General features: G+C 63.3%; 22 protein-coding genes and 1 other RNA gene. 10 read left to right on the forward strand and 13 right to left on the reverse strand.

The features are described 5' to 3' along the window. Nucleotides 1–2: 2 nt before the first annotated feature. On the forward strand, nt 3–1,682 hold the full coding sequence (locus JWR51_RS06855) for a PAS domain S-box protein (RefSeq protein WP_299745460.1): 1,680 nt from the start codon (nt 3–5) through the stop codon (nt 1,680–1,682). A gap of 145 nt (nt 1,683–1,827) precedes the next feature. Here JWR51_RS06855 and JWR51_RS06860 read toward each other — a convergent pair whose 3' ends face one another. The 3 genes from JWR51_RS06860 to JWR51_RS06870 form a co-directional block, all read right to left on the reverse strand. Further along, the gene (locus tag JWR51_RS06860) at nt 1,828–3,207 is read right to left on the reverse strand and encodes an FAD-containing oxidoreductase (RefSeq protein ID WP_299745463.1); all 1,380 of its coding nucleotides are present in this window, start codon (nt 3,205–3,207) and stop codon (nt 1,828–1,830) included. A gap of 280 nt (nt 3,208–3,487) precedes the next feature. Further along, nucleotides 3,488–4,942, reverse strand: a complete 1,455-nt coding sequence (gene sthA, locus JWR51_RS06865) for a Si-specific NAD(P)(+) transhydrogenase (protein WP_299745466.1) — start codon at nt 4,940–4,942, stop codon at nt 3,488–3,490. A 267-nt stretch (nt 4,943–5,209) separates the two neighbouring features. Beyond that, the gene (locus JWR51_RS06870; RefSeq protein WP_299745469.1) at nt 5,210–6,067 is read right to left on the reverse strand and encodes an LOG family protein; all 858 of its coding nucleotides are present in this window, start codon (nt 6,065–6,067) and stop codon (nt 5,210–5,212) included. A 166-nt stretch (nt 6,068–6,233) separates the two neighbouring features. On the opposite strand from JWR51_RS06870, the gene dapD reads away from it, so the two are divergent. The 6 genes from dapD to JWR51_RS06900 all read left to right on the forward strand — a co-directional run bounded on the left by dapD (nt 6,234) and on the right by JWR51_RS06900 (nt 10,545). After that, entirely contained in the window at nt 6,234–7,076 is an 843-nt protein-coding gene (gene dapD / locus JWR51_RS06875; RefSeq protein WP_299745472.1) for a 2,3,4,5-tetrahydropyridine-2,6-dicarboxylate N-succinyltransferase, read from the forward strand. A 121-nt stretch (nt 7,077–7,197) separates the two neighbouring features. Beyond that, nucleotides 7,198–7,572: a DUF805 domain-containing protein gene (locus JWR51_RS06880; protein WP_299745475.1), complete on the forward strand. Its 375-nt coding sequence runs from the start codon at nt 7,198–7,200 to the stop codon at nt 7,570–7,572. 173 nt (nt 7,573–7,745) lie between these two features. Next, complete coding sequence (locus JWR51_RS06885) at nt 7,746–8,246, forward strand: DUF805 domain-containing protein (RefSeq protein WP_299745477.1); 501 nt, start codon at nt 7,746–7,748, stop codon at nt 8,244–8,246. Nucleotides 8,247–8,269: 23 nt separating this feature from the next. After that, on the forward strand, nt 8,270–9,433 hold the full coding sequence (gene dapE, locus JWR51_RS06890; RefSeq protein ID WP_366525556.1) for a succinyl-diaminopimelate desuccinylase: 1,164 nt from the start codon (nt 8,270–8,272) through the stop codon (nt 9,431–9,433). After that, a complete protein-coding gene (locus tag JWR51_RS06895; protein ID WP_299745480.1) occupies nt 9,430–9,972 on the forward strand; it encodes a hypothetical protein in 543 nt (180 codons plus the stop codon). Before dapE ends, JWR51_RS06895 begins: the two co-directional genes overlap by 4 nt. 12 nt (nt 9,973–9,984) lie before the next feature. Beyond that, nucleotides 9,985–10,545 (forward strand): hypothetical protein, encoded by a 561-nt coding sequence (locus JWR51_RS06900; protein ID WP_299745482.1) that lies wholly within the window; start codon nt 9,985–9,987, stop codon nt 10,543–10,545. 669 nt (nt 10,546–11,214) lie between these two features. On the opposite strand, the gene truA is transcribed toward JWR51_RS06900, so the two are convergent. The 3 genes from truA to def all read right to left on the reverse strand — a co-directional run bounded on the left by truA (nt 11,215) and on the right by def (nt 13,548). Beyond that, nucleotides 11,215–11,952 carry a tRNA pseudouridine(38-40) synthase TruA gene (gene truA, locus JWR51_RS06905; RefSeq protein ID WP_299745484.1) on the reverse strand — a complete coding sequence of 246 codons (738 nt, stop codon included), beginning with the start codon at nt 11,950–11,952 and terminating at the stop codon, nt 11,215–11,217. Next, on the reverse strand, nt 11,953–12,873 hold the full coding sequence (gene fmt / locus JWR51_RS06910) for a methionyl-tRNA formyltransferase (RefSeq protein ID WP_299745597.1): 921 nt from the start codon (nt 12,871–12,873) through the stop codon (nt 11,953–11,955). A 159-nt stretch (nt 12,874–13,032) separates the two neighbouring features. After that, on the reverse strand, nt 13,033–13,548 hold the full coding sequence (gene def / locus JWR51_RS06915; RefSeq protein ID WP_299745487.1) for a peptide deformylase: 516 nt from the start codon (nt 13,546–13,548) through the stop codon (nt 13,033–13,035). A gap of 119 nt (nt 13,549–13,667) precedes the next feature. Here def and rmuC point away from each other — a divergent pair, with 119 nt between their 5' ends. After that, entirely contained in the window at nt 13,668–14,813 is a 1,146-nt protein-coding gene (gene rmuC, locus JWR51_RS06920; RefSeq protein WP_299745489.1) for a DNA recombination protein RmuC, read from the forward strand. A 3-nt stretch (nt 14,814–14,816) separates the two neighbouring features. On the opposite strand, the gene JWR51_RS06925 is transcribed toward rmuC, so the two are convergent. Both JWR51_RS06925 and JWR51_RS06930 read right to left on the reverse strand, forming a co-directional pair. Further along, nucleotides 14,817–15,401 carry a hypothetical protein gene (locus JWR51_RS06925; RefSeq protein ID WP_299745492.1) on the reverse strand — a complete coding sequence of 195 codons (585 nt, stop codon included), beginning with the start codon at nt 15,399–15,401 and terminating at the stop codon, nt 14,817–14,819. 66 nt (nt 15,402–15,467) lie between these two features. Continuing rightward, on the reverse strand, nt 15,468–15,683 hold the full coding sequence (locus JWR51_RS06930; RefSeq protein ID WP_299745495.1) for a DUF2945 domain-containing protein: 216 nt from the start codon (nt 15,681–15,683) through the stop codon (nt 15,468–15,470). A gap of 131 nt (nt 15,684–15,814) precedes the next feature. On the opposite strand from JWR51_RS06930, the gene JWR51_RS06935 reads away from it, so the two are divergent. Both JWR51_RS06935 and JWR51_RS06940 read left to right on the forward strand, forming a co-directional pair. Continuing rightward, nucleotides 15,815–16,306, forward strand: a complete 492-nt coding sequence (locus JWR51_RS06935) for a hypothetical protein (RefSeq protein ID WP_299745498.1) — start codon at nt 15,815–15,817, stop codon at nt 16,304–16,306. 93 nt (nt 16,307–16,399) lie between these two features. Further along, nucleotides 16,400–17,290, forward strand: coding sequence for a dienelactone hydrolase family protein (locus JWR51_RS06940; RefSeq protein WP_299745501.1), 891 nt, complete (start codon nt 16,400–16,402; stop codon nt 17,288–17,290). On the opposite strand, the gene recR is transcribed toward JWR51_RS06940, so the two are convergent. The 5 genes from recR to JWR51_RS06965 all read right to left on the reverse strand — a co-directional run bounded on the left by recR (nt 17,287) and on the right by JWR51_RS06965 (nt 20,964). Further along, nucleotides 17,287–17,880, reverse strand: coding sequence for a recombination mediator RecR (gene recR, locus JWR51_RS06945; RefSeq protein WP_299745503.1), 594 nt, complete (start codon nt 17,878–17,880; stop codon nt 17,287–17,289). The two genes, JWR51_RS06940 and recR, sit on opposite strands and share 4 nt — an antisense overlap. Nucleotide 17,881: 1 nt before the next feature. Next, complete coding sequence (locus JWR51_RS06950) at nt 17,882–18,205, reverse strand: YbaB/EbfC family nucleoid-associated protein (protein ID WP_299726874.1); 324 nt, start codon at nt 18,203–18,205, stop codon at nt 17,882–17,884. Next, the gene (locus JWR51_RS06955) at nt 18,202–19,941 is read right to left on the reverse strand and encodes a DNA polymerase III subunit gamma/tau (protein WP_299745505.1); all 1,740 of its coding nucleotides are present in this window, start codon (nt 19,939–19,941) and stop codon (nt 18,202–18,204) included. The genes JWR51_RS06950 and JWR51_RS06955 overlap by 4 nt, the downstream gene beginning before the upstream one ends. Before the next feature lie 54 nt (nt 19,942–19,995). Then, nucleotides 19,996–20,091: signal recognition particle sRNA small type (gene ffs, locus JWR51_RS06960), an RNA gene on the reverse strand. 45 nt (nt 20,092–20,136) lie between these two features. Next, complete coding sequence (locus tag JWR51_RS06965) at nt 20,137–20,964, reverse strand: prephenate dehydratase (RefSeq protein ID WP_299745508.1); 828 nt, start codon at nt 20,962–20,964, stop codon at nt 20,137–20,139. Between the last annotated feature and the right edge of the window lie 95 nt (nt 20,965–21,059).

Consider the following 21,059-nt stretch of genomic DNA (forward strand, 5'->3'; position numbering starts at 1 on the left):
CGTTGGACAGGAACAAGTCGATTCTGGCCAAGATCGTCGATAATGCGGCGATCGGCATGGTCATTGCCGGCATGGACGGCCACCTGCGCTATGGCAATCGCGCGTTCATCGAAATGCTGGGCTATGGTGCCGAGGCCTACCAGGGTCTGAGCATTCTCGATCTGGTGCATGAAGACGATACCGGCGCGGCGCGCTTGCAGCTCGATCGGCTGACGCGCGGCGAAGTCGACGACTATCGCGCCGAGCATCGTTTCCGCCACGCAGATGGCAGCGCGCTCTGGGTCACGGTCGCCGTATCGGCGCTAAGGCCGGAGGACCCCCAGGAGCCGCTCTACCTGATCGTGCAGATCACCAATATCGAACTGCAGAAGCGTGCCGAAGAGGCGCTGGCCTATTCCGAAAGCCGCTGGAATTTCGCGCTGGAAAGCGCCGGCCAGGGCGTGTGGGACCACGACATCGTCAACGACACGATGTTCTATTCGCGCATGTGGCGCATCATGCGCGGCATTCCACCCGACGAAGCGGTGCCGCAGGATCACCTGCCCGAGTGGTTATCGCGCATTCATCCCGACGATCTGGCGCATGTGACGACCAATATGCGGCGGCAGGACGAGGGCAAAGACGACTTCGAGGGACTGGAATATCGCGAACGCCGGCGCGACGGCAGCTATGTGTGGATCCTAAGCCGCGGCAAGCCGGTGGAATGGGACGCCGAAGGCAACCCGATCCGCACGCTGGGCACCGACACCGACATTACCCGCCTCAAAACCATCGAGGCGGAACTGGCGGCCGAAAAGGAGCGCCTGCGTATCACGCTGGAGGCCATTGGCGATGGCATGATCTCGACCGACGCGTTGGGCAATATCCTGTTCATGAACGCCTCGGCCCAGGCGCTGACCGGGTATTCGGCGGCGGAAGCCACCGGCAGGTCGGTGCGCGAGATCTTTGCCATTCGCAACGAGATGACCGGCCTGGTCGAGGAATGCCCGGTGGCTGTCTGTCTGGCGCAGGACGGGCCGGTGCATATCGAGGACGATATGGTGCTGGTGGGGCGCGACGGCATCGGCCGCGATATCCGCTGTTCGTCGGCACCGGTGCGCGATAATCGAGGCGTCATCGGCGCAGTGCTGGTGTTCCAGGACGTCACGCATAGCCGGGCGCTGCAGCGGCAACTGACCCATTCGGCCAATCATGACGACCTGACCGGGCTGCCCAACCGGGCGGCGTTCGACCGGGCGCTGAACGGCGCCATTGCCACCGCGCGGGACGGCAACCGGCAGCATGGATTGCTCTATATCGATCTCGACCGCTTCAAGCCGGTCAACGACACCGCCGGCCATGCGGCGGGCGACGCCCTGCTCAAGCAGGTGGCGCAGACCATTCGCGGCTGTTGCCGTAGCCACGACATTGCGGCGCGGGTCGGCGGCGACGAATTCACCGTGCTGCTGCAGGATAGCCTCGCGGCCAGTGCCAAGACGACGGCCGACAAGATCGTGCGGGCGATCACCGCTTTGGCGTTCAGTTGGGCGGGACAGACCTATCGCATCGGCGCCAGCATCGGCATCGCGACGATTGGCGCAGGACCTGCTTCGCCGCTCGGTTTCATGGGTGAAGCTGACGCCGCGTGCTATGCGGCCAAGGCTGGCGGCCGCGGGATTGCTATAGCGTTCCGGGATATTTGAAGAAGTGTCCATATCCTTCAACACACTCTGGCCCTTCCCGCGGACTTGATCCGCGGGCCTCGCGTCGCTTGTGCCGTGTTGAGAATGGCCCGCGGGTCGAGCCCGCGGGAAGGACAGTGGGTGGGGTTAGATGGACGAGCCAATCTCAAACCAGCGGCTTCAAATCCGCCAGAAGGGTCGGGATCAGCTCGGTGACCGTGGGGTGGATGTGCACGGTCTGCTGCATCACCGTGTAGGGCAGATCGCCGGCCATCAGTTGCAGCAGTGAATGCACGATCTCGTCGCCGCCGATGCCCAGGATGGCGGCGCCGAGGACGCGCTTGGTGTCGGCATCGACCAGCACTTTCATCAGGCCCTGGGTTTCGCCCTTTTCCTTGGCACGGCTGATTTTCGACATCGGCATGGTGCCCATCAGCACCTTTTTGCCGGAGGCGCGGGCCTCATGTTCGGAGATGCCGATGCGGCCCAGCGGCGGGTCGATGAACAGGCCATAGACCGGGATGCGGTGGGCTATTGAACGGCTACCACTGTCCAGCACGTTGTCGGCGACGATTTCGAAGTCGTTGTAGGAGGTGTGGGTGAAGGCGCCGCGGCCGTTGATGTCGCCCATGGCCCAGATGCCGGGCACGCTGGTGCGTAGGTGGTCGTCGACCGGGATATAGCCGCGCTTGTCGGTGGCAACGCCCGCGGCCGCAAGGTTGAGGTCGGCGCTGTTGGGCGTGCGGCCGAGCGCAATCAGCAGGTGGCTGGCTTCGGTCGAAGCGCGGCGGCCGCCGGTATTGAGCGAGAGCAGCACCCCCGGCCCGGCCTTGACCACCGATTCCACCGTGGTGTCGAACAGGAACGAGACGCCGTCGGCTTCCAGAATTTGACGGATCGAGGTGGAAATATCCTCGTCCTCGCGCGAGGCGGGGCGTGGGCCGCGCTCGATGACGGTGACCTTGGCGCCGAAGCGGGCATACATCTGGGCAAATTCCAGCCCGATATAGCTGGCCCCGGCGATCACCAGGTGATCGGGCAGCGTGTCCAGGTCCATCATCGTGGTATTGGTCAGATAGGACACCGAGGACAGGCCCGGCCAATCGGGCACGCTGGCGGTGGCGCCCGCATTAATGAAGATTTTCGGCGCGGTCAGGGTGCGGCCGTTGACCGCAACTTCGGTGGGCGACACGAAGCTGCCGGAGCCGCGGATGACTTCGAGGTGTTCGAGGCCGCCGAGCCAGTCGGTCAGGCTCTGGACGGAAGCGTTGACCACCTTGTCCTTGCGCGCCTTGACGGCCTTCATATCGACGGTGACGCGACCCGAGACGGTGACGCCCCAATCGGCGGCATGGCGCGCCGACCAGACGGCGCGGGCGCTGGCGACCAGGGTCTTGGTGGGGGTGCAGCCATCGTTGACGCAGGTGCCGCCGAGATGCGTGCGCTCGATCAGCGCCGTCTTCCAGCCGGCCGTGGCTAGCTTTGCCGCGAGGAACGGCCCGGACTGGCCGGCGCCAATGATGATGGCGTCAAAGGCTTCGCTCATAGTGGTGCCCCGTTGTTTGAGGAGAGCTTATGGGGGGATTTGAGTTTGCGCTAGGGAGGCATTCGGGCACGCCCTCGTGGTTCGAGGCTCTTGAAGGCTCGCACCTCACCATGAGGACTACTGGCAAATGACGCTCCGCAGTGCCCCCTCATCCGCCTTCGGGCCCCTTCTCCCACGACGGGAGAAAGGGAAAGAGCCGAAAGCTCGCAGTCGTCACCCTCGCCCCTTGTGGGAGAGGGACAGGCCTGACGCGTCCAGCGGAAGGCCAGGGTGAGGGGGCTTACTTCGCCTTCTTCACCGGTGCGTCTTCCGTTTCGGCGTCGGCCACCGGCGCCAGCGGGATATCCCTTGGCATGCGGTTCCACGCATCAAGCGCGGCGATCTTGTATGCCTCGGCGAGCGTTGGATAATTGAAGGCGTTCTCGACGAAATAATCCAGCGTGCCGCCGAGATTGAGTACGGCTTGGCCAATATGGATCAGTTCGGTGGCGCCTTCGCCGACGATGTGCGCGCCCAGGAGCTTGCGAGTCTCCAGCGAGAAGATCAGCTTCATCATGCCCGATTGCAGCCCCATGATGTGGCCGCGCGAGGTTTCCCGGAACCGGGCGATGCCGTTTTCATAGGGAATACCCTGGGCGCGGACCTGCTGTTCGGTCAGCCCGATGGTGGAGATTTCCGGCACCGCATAGATGCCATAGGGGAAAAATTCGGGCGCGGGCGGCATGGCGGCGCCGCAGGCGTGCAGCCCGGCGATACGCCCCTGCTCCATCGAGGTCGACGCGAGCGAGGGAAAGCCGATGACGTCGCCAGCGGCGTAGATATTGCGCACATTGGTCTGGAAGGTGATGGGATCGACCTTGATGCGCCCACGGTCGTGGACAGTGATGCCGCAGTTCTCGAGCCCCAAATCGGCCGTGGCGCCGGAGCGGCCGGCAGCATAGAGCAGCATGTCGGAGCGGATGCGGCGGCCATCGGTGAGCACGGCGACAGCCCAGCCTTGTTCGTCCAGCTCGACATGGTCGACCTTGGAGCCGAAGCGGATGGTCATGCCGCGCTTGCGCATCTCGTGGGTGAATTCCTCGATGATTTCGCGATCGATGAAATCCAGGATGGTGTCGCGCGGCTCGATGATGGTGACCGGCACGTCGAGCGCCGAAAAAATCGTGGCATATTCGATGCCGATAACGCCGGCACCCACGACGGTCAGGCTGCGCGGCACGCGCGGCTCGGCGACGAGGCTATCGCTGTCGAGAATGGAGTGGTCGTTGAAGGGGATATTGGCCGGGCGGTAGGGGGCGGTGCCGACGGCGATCACCGCAGCGCCGAAACCAATTTTGGTCTCCTCGCCTTCGTTGGTGGTGACGGCGACGTGGTTGGTATCGACAAACCGCGCCTTGCCGCTGAGCGTGCGCACGCCATTGCGGGCGAACTGGTGTTCGAGCACCTCGATTTCGTGGTCCAGCGTCATGCGCAGACGGGCGCCGAGGTCCTTGCCCTCGATGTCCTTCTTGACCCGATAGGCGAGGCCGTAAAAGCCCCGTTCGCGCCAACCGGACAGGTTCAGCACGGTCTCGCGCAGGGTCTTGGACGGGATGGTGCCGGTATGGACCGAGACGCCGCCGAGGCGGAGCCGGTTTTCCACGACGAGCACGGATTTGCCCAGCTTGGCCGCCTGAATGGCGGCGCGGCGGCCGGCGGGACCACTGCCGATGACGACGAGATCGAACGTTTCCAAGATTATCCCCAAATCACGCCCAGGCAGGCGTTATAGCGCAAGTGTGACACTGCCATTGCAATCGATGCAACGGGGCAGACGGAAGGGCTGGGATGCGTGCAGCTCCGAATATCCGGGCCGAAGCAGAACACCCCCTCCTACCTCCCCCATCAAGGAGGAGGTTTCTCTCCACTCTTGACGCGCGATCGAAGCCACGACCACCGGCAGACACCTCCCCTTGATGGGGGAGGATAGGAGGGGGCGACCCGCCGGACGAATAGTCGCCCCCTACCACCCCGGCGCCGCTCCAACGTCGGGCAGGTTGTAAAACTGCCGGATCACGTCCCAGCCCTCTTCGGCGCTGTCGACGATGCTGAACAGGCTTGGATCGGTGGGGGCGATGGTGCCGGCTTCCGCCAGGGCCTCGAAGTTGATGACCTTGCCCCAGAATTCGGCGCCGAACAGCAGCAGCGGGATGCGGTCCATGCGACCGGTCTGGATCAGGGTCAGGGTTTCGAAGAATTCGTCCAGCGTGCCGAAGCCGCCGGGAAACACCGCCACGGCGCGGGCGCGCAACAGGAAGTGGATTTTTCGCGTCGCGAAATAGTGGAAATTGAAGCTCAGCGACGGAGTGACGTAGTGGTTGGGCGCCTGCTCGTGCGGCAGCACAATATTGAGCCCGATCGAGGGCGCCCCGATATCGCTGGCACCGCGATTGCCGGCTTCCATGACGCCGGGACCACCGCCGGTGACGACGACATAATCCCTGAAGTCCAGCGACTTCGAGGTCAGCGCGGCCAATTGGGCGAAACGGCGCGCCTCGTCGTAATAGCGCGAGGCCTTTTCGAGATTGGCCTTTTGCACATCGTTCTTGGCGGCCCAGGCGGGCTTGCCGGGCTCGGGAATGCGGGCGCCGCCGAACAGCACTACGGTCGAATTGATCGCCTGTTCGCGCAGCCGCGTTTCGGTCTTCATATATTCGAGCTGGAAGCGGATGCCGCGGGTTTCCTCGGCGGTCAGGAAATCGTCATCCGCATAGGCAAGGCGGAATGCTGCCGATTCGGTCTGGGGGGTTTGGGGAGCGCGCTTGGCGGCAGCGACATCCTGGCCGGCGGTGCGTAAGGGTGTCTGGGGGGCTTTGGCCATTCCGGCTCTCCAAGTGTTGCAATCCATGCTGTCTGAGTCGGGTTAAGGATCAATGGCAGTGCGGTAAAGCGGCACGGCATCACGATTGGGTTTGCGGCCCCGATTGACACAAGGCGGAGCCCCGTTATGGTCCCGGCCAACCCACCTTCTCCGCCAGGACCTCGCCATGTCGTATACCGATCTCGCCCAGACCATCAACGACGCCTTCGAGGCGCGCGCCGAGGTCAATTCCGGCACCAAGGGCGCCGTGCGCGAGGCGGTCGAGGAGGCCCTGGCGCTGCTCGATAGCGGCAAGGCCCGCGTTGCCGAAAAGATCGACGGCACCTGGCAGGTCAACCAGTGGCTCAAGAAGGCGGTGCTACTCAGCTTCCGCCTCAATGAAAATGTGATGATCCCGGGCGGTCCGGGCGGCTCGTCCTATTGGGACAAGGTGCCCACCAAGTTCGAGGGCTGGAGCGAAAACACGTTCCGCGATGCCGGCTTCCGCGCCGTGCCTGGCGCCGTAGTGCGCCGCTCCGCCCATATCGCCAAGGGCGTCATCCTGATGCCCAGCTTCGTCAACCTGGGCGCCTATGTGGATGAGAACACCATGGTGGACACCTGGGTCACCATCGGCAGCTGCGCACAGATCGGCAAGAACGTGCATGTGTCGGGCGGCGTCGGCATTGGCGGCGTGCTGGAGCCGTTGCAGGCCGGCCCGGTGATCATCGAGGACAATTGCTTCATCGGCGCGCGTTCCGAAGTGGTCGAAGGCGTGATCGTCGGCGAGGGCTCGGTGATCTCGATGGGCGTGTTCATCGGCGCCTCCACCAAGATCGTCGACCGCGCCACGGGCGAAATTCACATCGGCAAGGTGCCGCCCTATTCGGTGGTCGTCTCCGGCAACCTGCCCGGCAAGCCATTGCCGAACGGGCAGCCCGGCCCGTCGCTGTATTGCGCTGTCATCGTCAAGACCGTGGACGCGCAGACCCGCAGCAAGACCGGCATCAACGAGCTATTGCGCGACTGAACCAGTCACTCATTTGGCGTTCATTTCCAGATCGATAGAAGGCGCTCAGGGGCGGGAACACTCCCGATACCGAATTGGCGCGGCAGGCTTTGAGGGCCGCCTTCACGATCTGGAGCAAAAAATGAATTTCGATCAAGACTGGAAATACCTGTTCACGAGCTTTGACGGCCGCATCAATCGCGAGCCCTTCTGGGCCGGCGTGCTGGTTCTCGTCGGCGCCAATGTGGTGCTGGCGATCATCGGCTCGATCCTGAGCATGATCTTCGGGCCGCTCAGCTATCTGGCGACGATCGGCTCGCTGATTTTGATCTATCCGGCCGTAGCGCTCTACGCCAAGCGCTGGCACGACCAGGCCAAGTCCGGCTGGTGGACGCTGATCGCGCTGGTTCCGCTGCTCGGCGCGATCTACACGATCTATATGCTGGGCATCAAGGAAGGCGAGCCGGCGGCCAACCAGTATGGCCAGAACCCGCTCGGCGGCACCGTCGCCGCCTGATCGCGATACCTCGCAGATCTGACAATTACAGCGCCCGTTCCCGGCATTCCGGGGGCGGGCGTCGTCTATTGTACAGTGTGCGAAGCAGCATTTCCCTCCGCTGGCGAGCTTGTGCGAACTGTCATATTGTCGGTGCGCCGGTATCGGCATCATGAGTCTTTGAGGGAAACATCATGAATTCATTCATTTCACTGTATAACGGCATGGAAGGCCGCATTGGGCGCAAGAGCTGGTGGCTGGGCGTGATCGGCCTCGCCGTGGTCGGCATCGTGCTCACAATCATCCTGTCCGCGATTGGGCTTGGACCGTCGCCGACGACGGGCTCGGCGGGCTGGGGACAGTTGATCGTTTCTATCCTGCTGCTCTATCCGTCACTGTGCCTGTCCACCAAGCGCCGTCACGACCGCGACAATAACGGCATGGACATCAAGATCCTCACCGGCATCTCACTGGTGCTGACGCTGCTGCAGGCCTTGGGCGTGGGCATGACACCCACCGATATCGGCGGCGGCGTGATGGTGCCGATGCCCGCGGTGTGGCTGAGCACACTTTATGTGATCCTTGGTCTGGCCGGCCTCTATCTGCTGGTGGTACTGGGGTTCCTGCGCGGCACCGTGGGCAACAACACCTACGGGGCCGATCCGACTGGCGGCACCTGGGCGCCGGCAGCTTAAGACAATAAGGGACGGGATTGCGCGTGACTGATATTTCTAGGTGCGATCCCGTCCAACTGCTCAAGGCCCTGATTGCGCGGCCATCGGTGACGCCGGAGGATGCCGGTGTGCTCGGCGTGCTGGAGAGCGCGCTGACCGGCCTCGGCTTTACCGTGACGCGGCTGCGTTTCGAGGGCGACGGCTCCTATCCGGTCGATAACCTGTTCGCCATTCGCCATGGCGGCGGGCGCAAGCTGCTGTTTGCCGGCCATACCGACGTCGTACCGCCGGGGGATTTGGCGAACTGGACCAGCGATCCGTTCGTGCCGCGCGAGGCCGATGGCAAGATTTATGGGCGTGGAGCGGCCGACATGAAGAGCGGCGTCGCGGCATTCGTGGCCGCCGCTGCGGACGTCCCGACGCAGGCCGGCACCATCATGCTGGCCATTACCAATGACGAAGAAGCCGACGGCATCAACGGCACCGAAAAGCTGCTGGCCTGGGCCCAAGCGCAGGGCCACAATTTCGATTTCGCCATAGTGGGTGAGCCCAGTTCGGCGGCTGAGCTGGGCGACAGCATCAAGATCGGCCGGCGTGGCTCGCTGAGCGCGGTCGTGACCGTCGAGGGCGTGCAGGGCCACGTCGCCTATCCGGAAAAGGCCAATAATCCCCTGCCGGTTTTGGCGGCGATCGTGACGGCGCTGAGCGGGGAGGTCATCGATAAGGGCACGGCGCATTTTCCGGCCAGCAATCTGGAAGTGACCTCGATCGATGTCGGCAACCCGACGAGCAATGTCATCCCCCCCAAGGGCACGCTCAAGTTCAACGTCCGCTACAATGATTTGTGGACACCACAGGCGCTGGCCGAATGGGTGAGCGGGCGGATCGCTACGGTGGATGCGGGGCAGGCCAGGGTGACGTTCACCGTAGCGGGCGTGCCGTCGCAGTCGTTCCTGTCACCACTGGGCGCGGCCGTGGACACGCTGGGCGACGTCATCTTCGAGATGACCGGACGCCGGCCCACCCTATCCACCGGCGGCGGAACCTCGGACGCGCGGTTCGTGGCGCAATATGGCCCGGTGGTGGAATGCGGGCTGGTCGGCCCCTCGATGCACAAGGCCGACGAGCATGTGACCATTGCCGATGTCACCGGATTGACGGCGATCTACACGGCATTCATGACGCGGTTTTTCGGGGACCTGGGATGAAGCTCTGGGCAGCACTGCGGGATGCCTGGCTGGGCTGGGTCGATATCGTGCGGCAGCGACCGGGCTGGCAGGAACGGTTCGGCCTTTCGTTCGGCGCACTGGCCAAGGCGCTGGTGATCTTTTTCCTGTTCGCCTTCCTCGCTATTGCCATGGGGTCGGTGCAGGGCGGCATGCCGTCCCTGCCTGGGCTGATCGCCAACCTTTTGGTGCAGTCGCTGGGGTTGGTGGCGCTGCTGATCGGCATCGTGGTGACGAAACTGGCGGTCAAATCCCAGGTGCCGCTGCTGCGCGTGCTGATACCGGGGATTTACGGCATGGTATTCTACCTGGTCGCCGGCTCGGTGCTGGCGGCGATCAGCATCGAGACGGTGCCGATCGTGTTGTTGGGACTGGTGTTTCTGCTTTACAGCCTGGGGCGCGCCGCGGGCACCTGGTCGATCGGCGTGGCGCTGGCATTTGCGGTTTTAACCGTCGTGCTGCTTGTCGGCATGCCGTTGACGCTCTACATGCTGAACAATCCCGCCGGTTCTCCAATCTGATCGAGTTGCAGTTTGTCTCAGAATTCCTCGACCTTTCTCGATGAGCTGGTGGATGCGGCGCGTGGCTGTTTCGCCCTGCTCACCGGCAACCGGCAGGCGCCTACCCATTTCGATTTCAGCCAGCGCGGGCTGATCGGCTCGTTCATCGCCTTCGTGATCGCCAGTGCGCTGGGGGCCTACGGGTCGCAGGTTTTCGGTATCCAGAGCCCGCCGGGCGCCGCCACGCAGGCGCTGATCTTGGGCGGCGTGCTGTTCCTGATCCAGCTCGCCGTATCCTATCTGGTACTGCGCCAGATGGGCCGGCTGGACGGTTTCGTGCCATTCCTCGTGGCCGACAACTGGGCCACGTTCTTCACCTCGATCCTGTCGCTGGGACTGCTGCTATTGGGCCTGCCGGCCGACGTGGTCATTATCGCCATCGGCATCGTGGTGATCATCGTCGAGATCAACATCGCCCGGCTGATCGTCACCCTGCCGCCGCTGCAGATCGCCATGTTCATCGTCGCCCAACTGGTCGGTTCGGCCATTGGGCTGCTGCTGTTGGGCGGCATGGTAGCGCCGGCTGCCGCCTAGGGTTCCGTACAAGCCGGATCCATCCCCATCGCCGTTCTTCCTAACCCATCAATTCCTTCCCAGCCCCATCACTTCCTTCCCGCGGGCTCGACCCGCGGGCCACTCACCGCTTGTGCCATGCTGATAGGGGCCCGCGGATCAAGTCCGCGGGAAGGACGGTGGGGGTGGGATGCTCAGTGCGTCACTGAAAACCGCAGCGGCTCCTAGTGATCCACCATCCTCCCCATCACTTCCTTCCCGCGGGCTTGACCCGCGGGCCACTCACCGCTTGTGCCATGCTGATAGAGGCCCGCGGATCAAGTCCGCGGGAAGGACAGTGAGGTGGGTGCTCAGCGCGTCACTGAAAACCGCAGCGGCTCCTAGTAAATCCACCATCCTCCCATCACTTCCTTCCCGCGGGCTTGACCCGCGGGCCACTCACCGCTTGTGCCATGCTGATAGAGGCCCGCGGATCAAGTCCGCGGGAAGGACAGTGGGAGTGGATGCTCAGTGCGTCACCGAAAACCGCAGCGGCTCCTGGTAATCCACCATCCTCCCCATCACTTCCTTCCCGCGGGCTTGACCCGCGGGCCACTCACCGCTTGTGCCATGCTGGATAGAGGCCCGCAGATCAAGTCCGCGGGAAAGACGGTGGGGTGGATGCTCAGTGCGTCGCGAACGCACGAGAGCCTAGTAATCCACCTTCATCAGATAGAGACCGCGGGACGGCGCCAAGGCGCCACAGCGCCGACGATCTTTCGCGTCTAGCGCGGCGCGAAAATCGGCGGGGCGCCATTTGCCTTCGCCCACCATTTTGAGCGAGCCGACCAGCGAGCGCACCTGATGATGCAGGAAAGAACGGGCGCTGGCGGTGATGACCATGTGGTCCAATTCGCGCCGGACATCGAAGCGATCGAGCGTCCGGATGGGCGACTTGGCCTGGCATTCGGCAGCGCGAAAAGTGGTGAAATCGTGCGTGCCCAGGATCAACTGGGCGGCCGCATGCATGGGTTCGGCATCCAGATCCATCGGCAGGTGCCAGACGTGGTTGGCCTCGATCACTGCGGGCGCGCGCCGATTGAGAATGCGATACTCGTAATGCCGAGCCTTGGCCGAAAAGCGCGCCTCGAAGGTATCGGGGACGGCCTCCGCCTCGATGATCGCCACCGGGTTGGGCCGCAGGTGGAAGTTCAGCGCCTCGCGGATGCGAAACGGGTCCCACTCGCGCGACAGATCGAAATGGGCGACCTGGCCCAGCGCATGCACACCGGTATCGGTGCGCCCTGCCGCCTGGGTGGTCACGGTTTCGCCAGAAAACCCCAGGATTGCGGCTTCCAGCGTCGCCTGCACGGACGGACTATGCGGCTGGCGCTGCCAGCCGTTGAAGGGGGTTCCGTCATATTCCACGGTGACGCGGTAGCGAGGCATCTACTGCACAGTGCCGGGCAAGGCCCCTGCTCCGCGCAGGAAGGTCGCGGCGTCCATCGGGGTTTTGCCTTCGCGCTGAATTTGCACCAGCCGGACCGCCCCAGTGGCGCAGGCAATGGTCAAATCGGGCAGCAGCGTGCCGGGCGCACCGGAACCTGCCGTCAGCGTGGACCGCAAGACCTTCACCCGCACCGGCTTGCCGGCCAGTTCCAGTTCGAACCACGCGCCGGGGAACGGCGACAGGCCGCGAATGTGGTTGTGGACGGCCTCGGCGGATTGGTTCCAATCGATGCGAGCTTCGGCCTTCTCGATCTTTTTGGCGTAGATCGTGCCATCGTCAGGCTGCGGCTTGAAATCCAGGCTCCCGCGATCCAGCGCTGCCAGCGCGCGGCCCATCAAGTCGGCGCCGATCCGCATCATCGCGTCGTGCAATTCGCCGGCGGTCATATCAGGACCGATGGGAATGACTTCGCCCAGCGCAACGGGGCCAGTATCGAGGCCCTCATCCATCTGCATCACCATGACGCCGGTCTGTGCATCGCCCGCCATGATCGCACGTTGGATCGGTGCAGCGCCACGCCAGCGCGGCAACAGCGAGCCGTGCAGGTTGAGACAGCCAAGACGCGGCGCATCCAGAATGGGCTTGGGCAGCAACAGGCCATAGGCCACGACGATCCCAAGATCGGCATCGTGCAATGCGAACACGCCCTGCTCATCGACGCCCTTGAGCGAGCGCGGCGTGAACACCGGGATGCCAGCGGCTTCGGCCGCCAGATGCACCGGCGACTTGCGCTCGGCCTGGCCACGTCCGGCCGGCTTTGGCGCACGGGTATAGACCGCGACGACCTCATGACCGGAGGAGATGATTTCGAGCAAGGTGGGAACGGAGAAATCGGGCGTACCCATGAAGACGATGCGCATGGTTCGGATGTTCTCCACTTCCCTTCTCCCCTTGTGGGAGAAGGTGGCGCGCAGCGCCGGATGAGGGGGCTAGGGTTGCGGCGCGAACCCCTCACCCGCCCTTCGGGCACCCTCTCCCACAAGGGGAGGGGGATGACGACTGATGGGTAAGAACTGCTCTTAACCCGCGGCGCGCTTGGCAGCTTTGTCGAATTTCTTGATGACGCGGTCGCGCTTCAGGCGGGACAGGTAATCGATATAGAGCACGCCATCGAGGTGATCGAGTTCATGCTGGATGCAGACGGCGAGCTTGCCCTCGGCGTCCTTGATGACCTCATTGCCGTCCAGGTCGGTGTATTTGACGGTGACGGCATCGGGCCGCTCGACATCGTAATACAGCTCCGGAATCGACAGGCAACCCTCTTCGGTGGTCTGCACCACGTCGGAGAACTTGGTGATCTCGGGATTGATCAGCACCATCGGCTCGGGCTTTTCGCCTTCCTTGGCGAGGTCCATGACGACGATGCGCTTCATCACGCCGATCTGCGGCGCGGCCAGGCCAATGCCGGGCGCATCGTACATGGTGTCGAGCATGTCCTTGGCGAGGGCCTTGATGTCGTCGTCGACCGCGTCGATCGGATCGGCAACGGCGCGCAGGCGCGCATCAGGCAAAACGAGAATAGGGCGGATAGCCATGAAGGAGCGTCCAAATGGGGTGTTGCCCCTCGATATGGTATTTTCCGCTGCGCGGTCAACCGTCGCTGGGCTAAACTGGAACATTCCGCGAACAGGCGAATCGCTCTATGGATGGTGGGATGGAGACTGTGCTGTTCACGCTCGGGGATTTTGCGGTCACGCTCGGCTATGCCATTGCGGGCGGTGTCGGGCTTATCGGACTATTGCTGGTGGTCATGCTGATCGGCGCGATCCGAGCCGGCCAGGCTCGCGCTCAAGAAGCCGAAGCGGCACTGGACCGTTCGGCGGCGATGGAGCGTCATATCGCCGGGCTGATGCAGGTGCAGTCGGAAATGACCGGGCGCGTGCAGTCGATGTCCGAGATGTTCGGCTCGCGCACCGCCGAGTTGAGCCAGATGGTCAATGACCGGCTGGATACGACCAGCCAGCGCGTCGGCCAGGCCCTGCAGGAAACCCGCGCCAAGACCGACGAGGGGCTCAACAAACTGCATGAACGGCTGGCGGTGATCGACAGGGCGCAGTCGACAATGACGTCGCTCTCGAGCGAGATCGTGTCGCTGCAATCGATCCTGTCCAACAAGCAGACGCGCGGCGCCTTCGGACAGGGTCGGATGGAGGCCATCATCGGCGACGGGCTGGCGCCAAACGCCTATTCGTTCCAATCGACGCTGTCGAACGGCTATCGGCCCGACTGCCTGATCATCATGCCCAATGACGCGCCCAGCCTCGTCATCGACGCCAAGTTTCCGCTGGAGAGCTGGCAACGCATCAGTTCGGCGGACAATCCCGATGCCCTGCGGGCGGCGCAAAACGGCTTCAAGCAGGATATCGCCGTGCACGTGCGGGCGATTTCGGAAAAATATTTGATCCCCGGCGAAACGCAGGACACCGCCTTCATGTTCGTGCCGTCGGAGTCGATCTTCGCCGATATCCACGAGCATTTCGAGGATGTGGTGCAGCGCGCCAGCCGCGCGCGGGTGGTGATCGTGTCGCCGGCTTTGCTGATGCTGTCGATCCAGGTGATTCAAGCGCTGCTGCGCGATGTGCGGATGCGCGAACAGGCACACTTAATCCAGAAAGAAGTGCGCGAATTGCTAGCCGATGTGGGGCGATTGGACGATCGCGTTAACAAGCTGCAGACGCATTTTACCCAGGCCAACAAGGATATCGGGGATATCCTTATTTCCACCAGCAGGGTCACAAAACGCAGCGAGCGGATCGATGCGATGGACTTCGAGGAACCCCAGCGGCTGGCGGGGGAATAGGGCCTAGGGGGCAAAACCCTCAGGCAACTTGTCATCGACGGCACGTTCGGGCCACACGTCGAAATCACAACCGGCGGCGCCGTAGCGGTTGGTCATGTCGCAATTCATGGCGCGCTGCATGTAGCCGATATATTCGTCGATTTCCGCCCCGCAGGGCAGGTCATAGACGGCGCCGTTTGGCTCAGTGATCCGCACAAAGGCCGAGCGTTGACGCATGTTGTATTCCTCGCCTGGCCCGGGCGGAATCTCGAGCATATGCAGGGCATAGTTGCGTCCACCCCAGTTGAAGCGGACCTGGGCATAATAGCCCTCGGGACCGCCCGAATTGGAGAAATAGAATGGTCCCGAGCCAGCCAGCGGCTGGCCGGGGACCAGTGCCGAAATGATCCCATTTTTCGCAATGAGGAATTGCAGCCTGGTCCAGGTACCGTCCTCCTGCTCGACGCCATAGAGCGAGATGAAGTCGCTTTCCGAATCCTCGACGCTGCATCCAAACAGCCGGAACGGCTCATCGGCAAAACTCGGCGCCGAAAACAGCGGCAGCACGAGTGCAGCGACAGCGGAAATCCAGATCGTACGGCCCAGCATGACGAAACCCCAGGTGCAGTTATGGCTGCACATGGACCTCGGCGACTGAACTGTGGCTGAATGCGATCAGGGGGCGCTGAGTTCGCTGGCGGTTTTGATGACCTTGTCGCCGTCGGGCTGCTCGATCAGGTAGGCCGGCTCTTCCTTGCTGGCTTCGCGGACCACCTTGGTGCCCTGCAGGGTACGCGTCACCCTGGCGGTGAAGCGATCGACAATCTTGCCGTGGGCTTGGTGTTCGCCCCAATTCCAGCTGACTTTTGAGCCTCTGCGCAGGTTGGCCATTACTTGCTCCTGGTTGATGCAGCACCAACCTTCGGCCCCGTGCGTTGGTTCCGCCCTTAAGTATTTTGCGAACCTCGGCGGGTCTGGGGCGTTCTGTCTATTCGATTGCTCACCAGCGAGGGAAAACCAGCATGAGCCAGACCCATAATCACGGCACCATGATGCCACAGGAAATCAACTTCGATAACGCCGACCAGCCCGGCATTTCGCAGCCCTATAGCCAGACCGAAATCGAGGAACTGCTGTTTGGCGACGATCGCCTGGTGGAAGAGCGCCTGGAGCGGCTGCGCGAAATTCGCAGCGAACTTGCGGGGCGCGAAAGCGCCGATTGGGGCGACGAAGACCCGGCGGCACTGCTGAGCGAGGTCGATCGCGCCATCGATGCCCTGACCACCGACGAAGCCAATGCCGACGATACGGATGACTACGCCAACCTGGCGCCGGCGCTGGAGCCGGAAGCTGATCTCGAAAGCCTGGCGCCCGATGATGTCGAGGCCCGCGAGGCGATCGAGGGGCCCGACGAAGACGTCTATCTCGATGACGAGGACGAAGAGCCGGGAATCCTGGATGAGACGGAGTGGGACGAAGGCGACGACTTCAAGCCCGAGCGCGGCGTGCACTAGGTACACTAGGCCGCCTCACAATTTGGTTATGGTCATGGGCGCGCCTTCGGGCGCGCTCTATCTTTTACGGGTTAACTGAAACGGAGACCCGCCATGAGCGAGCATGACTCGACTGACCAGCCTGCCGTTACGCAGGACATGATTTCTCTCTTCGACGACTACACCCACCTGTCGCTGGACCGGCGCAAATTCATGGATAATCTGGCCAAGCTGGCCGGATCGATGAGCGCTGCGGTCACCGTGGCGGGCTTGATGGCCTCCAATGCCCAGGCGCAAGGGCTGGTGCCGGAGACCGACGAGCGCCTCAGCATTGAAACCGTGACCTATCCAGGTGGTTCGGGCGAGATGAGCGGCTATCTGGCCAAGCCCAAGACCGCCGGACCGTTCGGCGCGGTGATCGTGGTGCACGAAAATCGCGGGCTCAATGCCCATATCAAGGATATTGCCCGGCGCGTGGCGCTGGAAGGGTTCGTGACCTTGGCGCCCGATTATCTCTCCGCGCAAGGCGGGACTCCGGCCAGTGAAGACGACGCAAGAGCCCTGTTTGGCAACCTGCAACCGGCTGGCGTCACCGCTGACGGCGTTGCCAGCACGGCCTATCTAAAGACGCGGGACGACGTGAACGGCAAGGTCGGCGCAATGGGCTTCTGCTGGGGCGGCGGCACCGTCAACAGTCTGGCCGTGGCGACGCCGGACCTGGCGGCGGCCGTCGCGTATTATGGGGCGCAGCCCAACGCGGCCGAAGTGCCCAATATCAAGGCCAAGCTGCTGCTGCACTATGGTGGGCTGGACGATCGGATCAATGCCGGCATTCCGGCGTTCGAGGAAGCGCTGAAGGCGGCCGGCACGGACTACGAGCTGTTCGTCTACGCGGGCGCCAACCACGCCTTCAACAACGACACCAGCGCCGCCCGCTACGACAAGGCGGCGGCCGATCTGGCTTGGTCACGAACGATCGGGTTGTTCAAGGAGACGCTGGCCTAGATCTGCGTCCGCGCCTTGAGGGCCTGGCTCAGCGTGCCTTCATCGAGATAATCCAGCTCGCCGCCTACGGGGACGCCGTGGGCGAGGCGGGTGATTTTTGGCCCATTGGGACCGAGGCGATCGGTGATGTAATGCGCTGTGGTCTGGCCCTCGACGGTCGCGTTTACCGCCAGCACGATCTCGCGATAGTCCGGCGCGCGAGCCAGAAGCTGGTCGATCGACAGATCATCCGGCCCCACGCCATCGAGCGGCGACAGGACCCCGCCCAGCACGTGATACCGCACGGCGCCGACGCCGGCGCGTTCGAGCGCCCACAGGTCCGCCACATCCTCGACCACGATCAGCATGCCAGTTTCGGCGCGGCGCGGATCGGCGCAGATGGCGCAGGGGCTTTGGGTATCCACGTTGCCGCAGGTTTCGCAGACGCGCACGGCCAGCACGGCCCGATCGAGCGCCGCCGAAAGCGGGATCATCAACTGATCCTTCTTCTTGATCAGGTGCAGAACCGCGCGGCGAGCCGAGCGCGGCCCCAGCCCCGGCAGGCGGGACAAGAGCTGGATCAACTGCTCGATTTCGGGTCCGCCGGCCATGCTAGAATGGCAGCTTCATACCCGGAGGAATCGGGAGACCGGCGGTCACTTCGGCCATGCGCGACTGGGTCTCGGACTCGACCTTACTCTTGGCGTCGTTGTGCGCAGCGAGGATCAGGTCCTCAAGGACGCCGACATCGTCTTCCTTGAACAGGGACGGGTCGATCTTGAGGCTCTTCATGTCGCCCTTGCCCGATAGCGAGACGGTGACGAGCCCGCCACCCGAGCGGCCTTCGATGACCATATCGGCCAGTTCGGCCTGCATGGTTTCCATCTTGGCCTTCATCTCGCCGGCGGCCTTCATCATGCCCATGAGATCTTTCATTCGTCGTCCTCTTCAGGTTCTGGCGGGGCCACGGTTTCGGGCGCAACGACCACCGCGTCGTCACGCAGCTTGACGTTGACCACCTTGGCGCCGGGGAATGTTTCAAGAATGGCCTGCACCAGCGGGTCTTCGTGCGCCTGGTCGTGGGCCGCCTTTTCGCGGGCGACGCGTTCCTCGCGGACGGTCTTGCCCTCGGGCGCCTTGTTGGAAACATTGACCAGCCAGCGTTCGCCGGTCCAAGCCTGAAGCCGAGCCGAAAGCGTGGCGATAATACCTGGATCGGTGCCATCTACCAGGGCCACTTCGATGCTGCCCTGACCGAACGAAACCGGCCGCATGGTCGATTCCAGCGCGATCTTGAGCACGATGTCGCGCTTAGCACCGGCAAGGGCGATCAGTTCGGCATAGGACTCGATGCGGGCCAGCGCCGAGGGAACCGTCGGTTGCGGCTGCGGCGCGGAGATAGCGGGCGCCTGCTGCCGTTGCGGCGCTTCCTGCCGCATGGCCGACGAGCCCCCCGAAGGCCCGCGCGGCGGCAATGGTGCCATCTGCGGCAAAGCCGGTGCGGGCTGGTTGGACAGTTTGGCGATCACATCGTCGGGGCTGGGCAGATCGGCCGCATAGGCCAGGCGGATCAGCACCATTTCGGCCGCCTGGATGGCGTTGCCGGCACGCGCGACCTCGTCATAGCCCTTGAACAGAATCTGCCAGGCGCGGGTGAGCGCCCGCATCGGCAGCTTGCCGGCCAGGTCAGCACCGCGATTGCGCTCGTCGGGTGTGAGCGAGACATCATCGGCCGCGGCGGGCACGACCTTGATGCGGGTGACCAGATGGGTGAAATCAGCGAGGTCCGCGACCAGCGTCTGCGGATCGGCACCGGCATCGTAAAGCGCCCGCATGGTATCGAGCGCCTCCCCGATACGGCCGCCCAACAGGTCCTCGAACAGATCAATAATCCGCGCGCGATCGCCGAGGCCAAGCATGGCCTTGACGGTGGGCGCGGTGACGGCGCCATCGCCATGGGCAATAGCCTGATCGAGCAAGGACTGGTTATCGCGCACCGAGCCTTCGCCGGCGCGCACGATCATCGCCAGAGCCTCTGGCTCGGAGGGAATGCCCTCATTGGCCAGCAGGTCTTCCAGATGCCGCGTCATCACATCGGGCGTCACACGACGCAGGTCAAAGCGCTGGCAGCGGCTGAGGATGGTGACCGGCACCTTGCGGATTTCGGTGGTGGCGAAGATGAACTTCACATAGGGCGGCGGCTCTTCGAGCGTCTTCAGCAGGCCGTTGAAGGCCGCCGTCGAGAGCATGTGCACTTCGTCGATGATGTAGACTTTATAGGGCGCGGAGGCTGGAGCGTATTTGACCGAGTCGATGATCTCGCGAATGTCGCCAATGCCGGTATTGGAGGCGGCGTCCATTTCGATGACGTCGACATGCCGCCCTTCGATGATGGCGCGGCAATGAATGCCTTCGACATCGAGGTCGAGCGTCGGATGCTTGCCGGAAGCATCCTCGTAGTTGAAGGCGCGCGCCAGAATGCGGGCCGTGGTGGTTTTACCCACACCGCGCACGCCGGTGAGAATGAAGGCGTGGTGGATGCGGTTCTGCTTGAACGCATTGCCCAGGGTCTGGACCATGGCATCCTGGCCGATCAGCGTGGAAAAGCTGACCGGGCGGTATTTGCGCGCCAGCACCAGATAGGGCGACGATGGCGTATCAGGCGAAGCCATATTGCCCTTTCGCGACCACTGTGGGGGAGAATCTGCTCGCTGTCATTGGAGCATAGTAGGAGGCTGGCATCGACCCGTGAAGGTCTCGTTGGGGCTGCTTCCTTCCGGACCTGACCCGGTTGGCGAGGAACACGTCCGCGCCAACCTCCCAAAGGCTATATGTGAGAGAAATGCGGCGAAGGCAAGAGGGCGGCGCTACTTCGTGTTCGCCGACGGATAGACGCCCAGAATGTGGAACTGGTCGGTGAAGAACCCCAATTCCTCGAAGGCGTGCTGGACGCTCAGGTCGCTGGGGTGGCCTTCGATATCGGCGTAAAACTGCGTGGCGGTGAAGGCGCCACCCACCATGTAGCTTTCCAGCTTAGTCATGTTGACGCCGTTGGTGGCAAAGCCCCCCATGGCTTTATAGAGCGCGGCGGGCACGTTGCGGACGCGGAACACGAAGGTGGTCTTGACGCCGGGAGCGGGCGCGGCCTCGGTCTTTTCGCGCGACAGCACCAGGAAGCGCGTGGTGTTGTGGGCGGCGTCCTCGATGTTTTCTGCCAGCACATTGAGGCCATAAAGCTCGCCGGCAAAGCGCGAGGCGATGGCGGCGACGGATTTGTCGCCCTTCTGCGAAACTTCGCGGGCGGAGCCGGCGGTATCGACCGAATTGATGGTGCGGAAGCCATGTTCGGCGATGAACTTGCGGCACTGGCCCAGCGCAACCGACAGCGACTGCACCGATTTGATATCGTCCAGCGTGGCGCCGGGCACGGCCAGAAGAGTCATCTCGACGCGCAGATAGGTTTCGCCGACAATATAGAGACCGCTATTGGGCAGCAGGTGGTGAATATCGGTGATGCGGCCATAGAGCGAATTTTCGACCGGGACGACGGCAAAATCGGCCTTGCCGGTCTGCACCGCGGCGATGGTTTCCTCGAAGGTGACGCAGCCGATCGCTTCCTGTCCGGGGAACACATTGTTCGTGGCGGCATGGCTGAAGGCACCGGGCTCACCCTGGAAGGCAATTTTGTAGGTCATTCGCACGCATCCTGATCTGATGGGCAGGCTTTTGAACCCGGCCGAATGGCGAGTCAATTGAGCGCGTCCGCCGGACTGCGGCCAATCGGCGGTGG

The organism is Devosia sp. (assembly GCF_028290625.1).
Classification (GTDB): Bacteria; Pseudomonadota; Alphaproteobacteria; order Rhizobiales; family Devosiaceae; genus Devosia.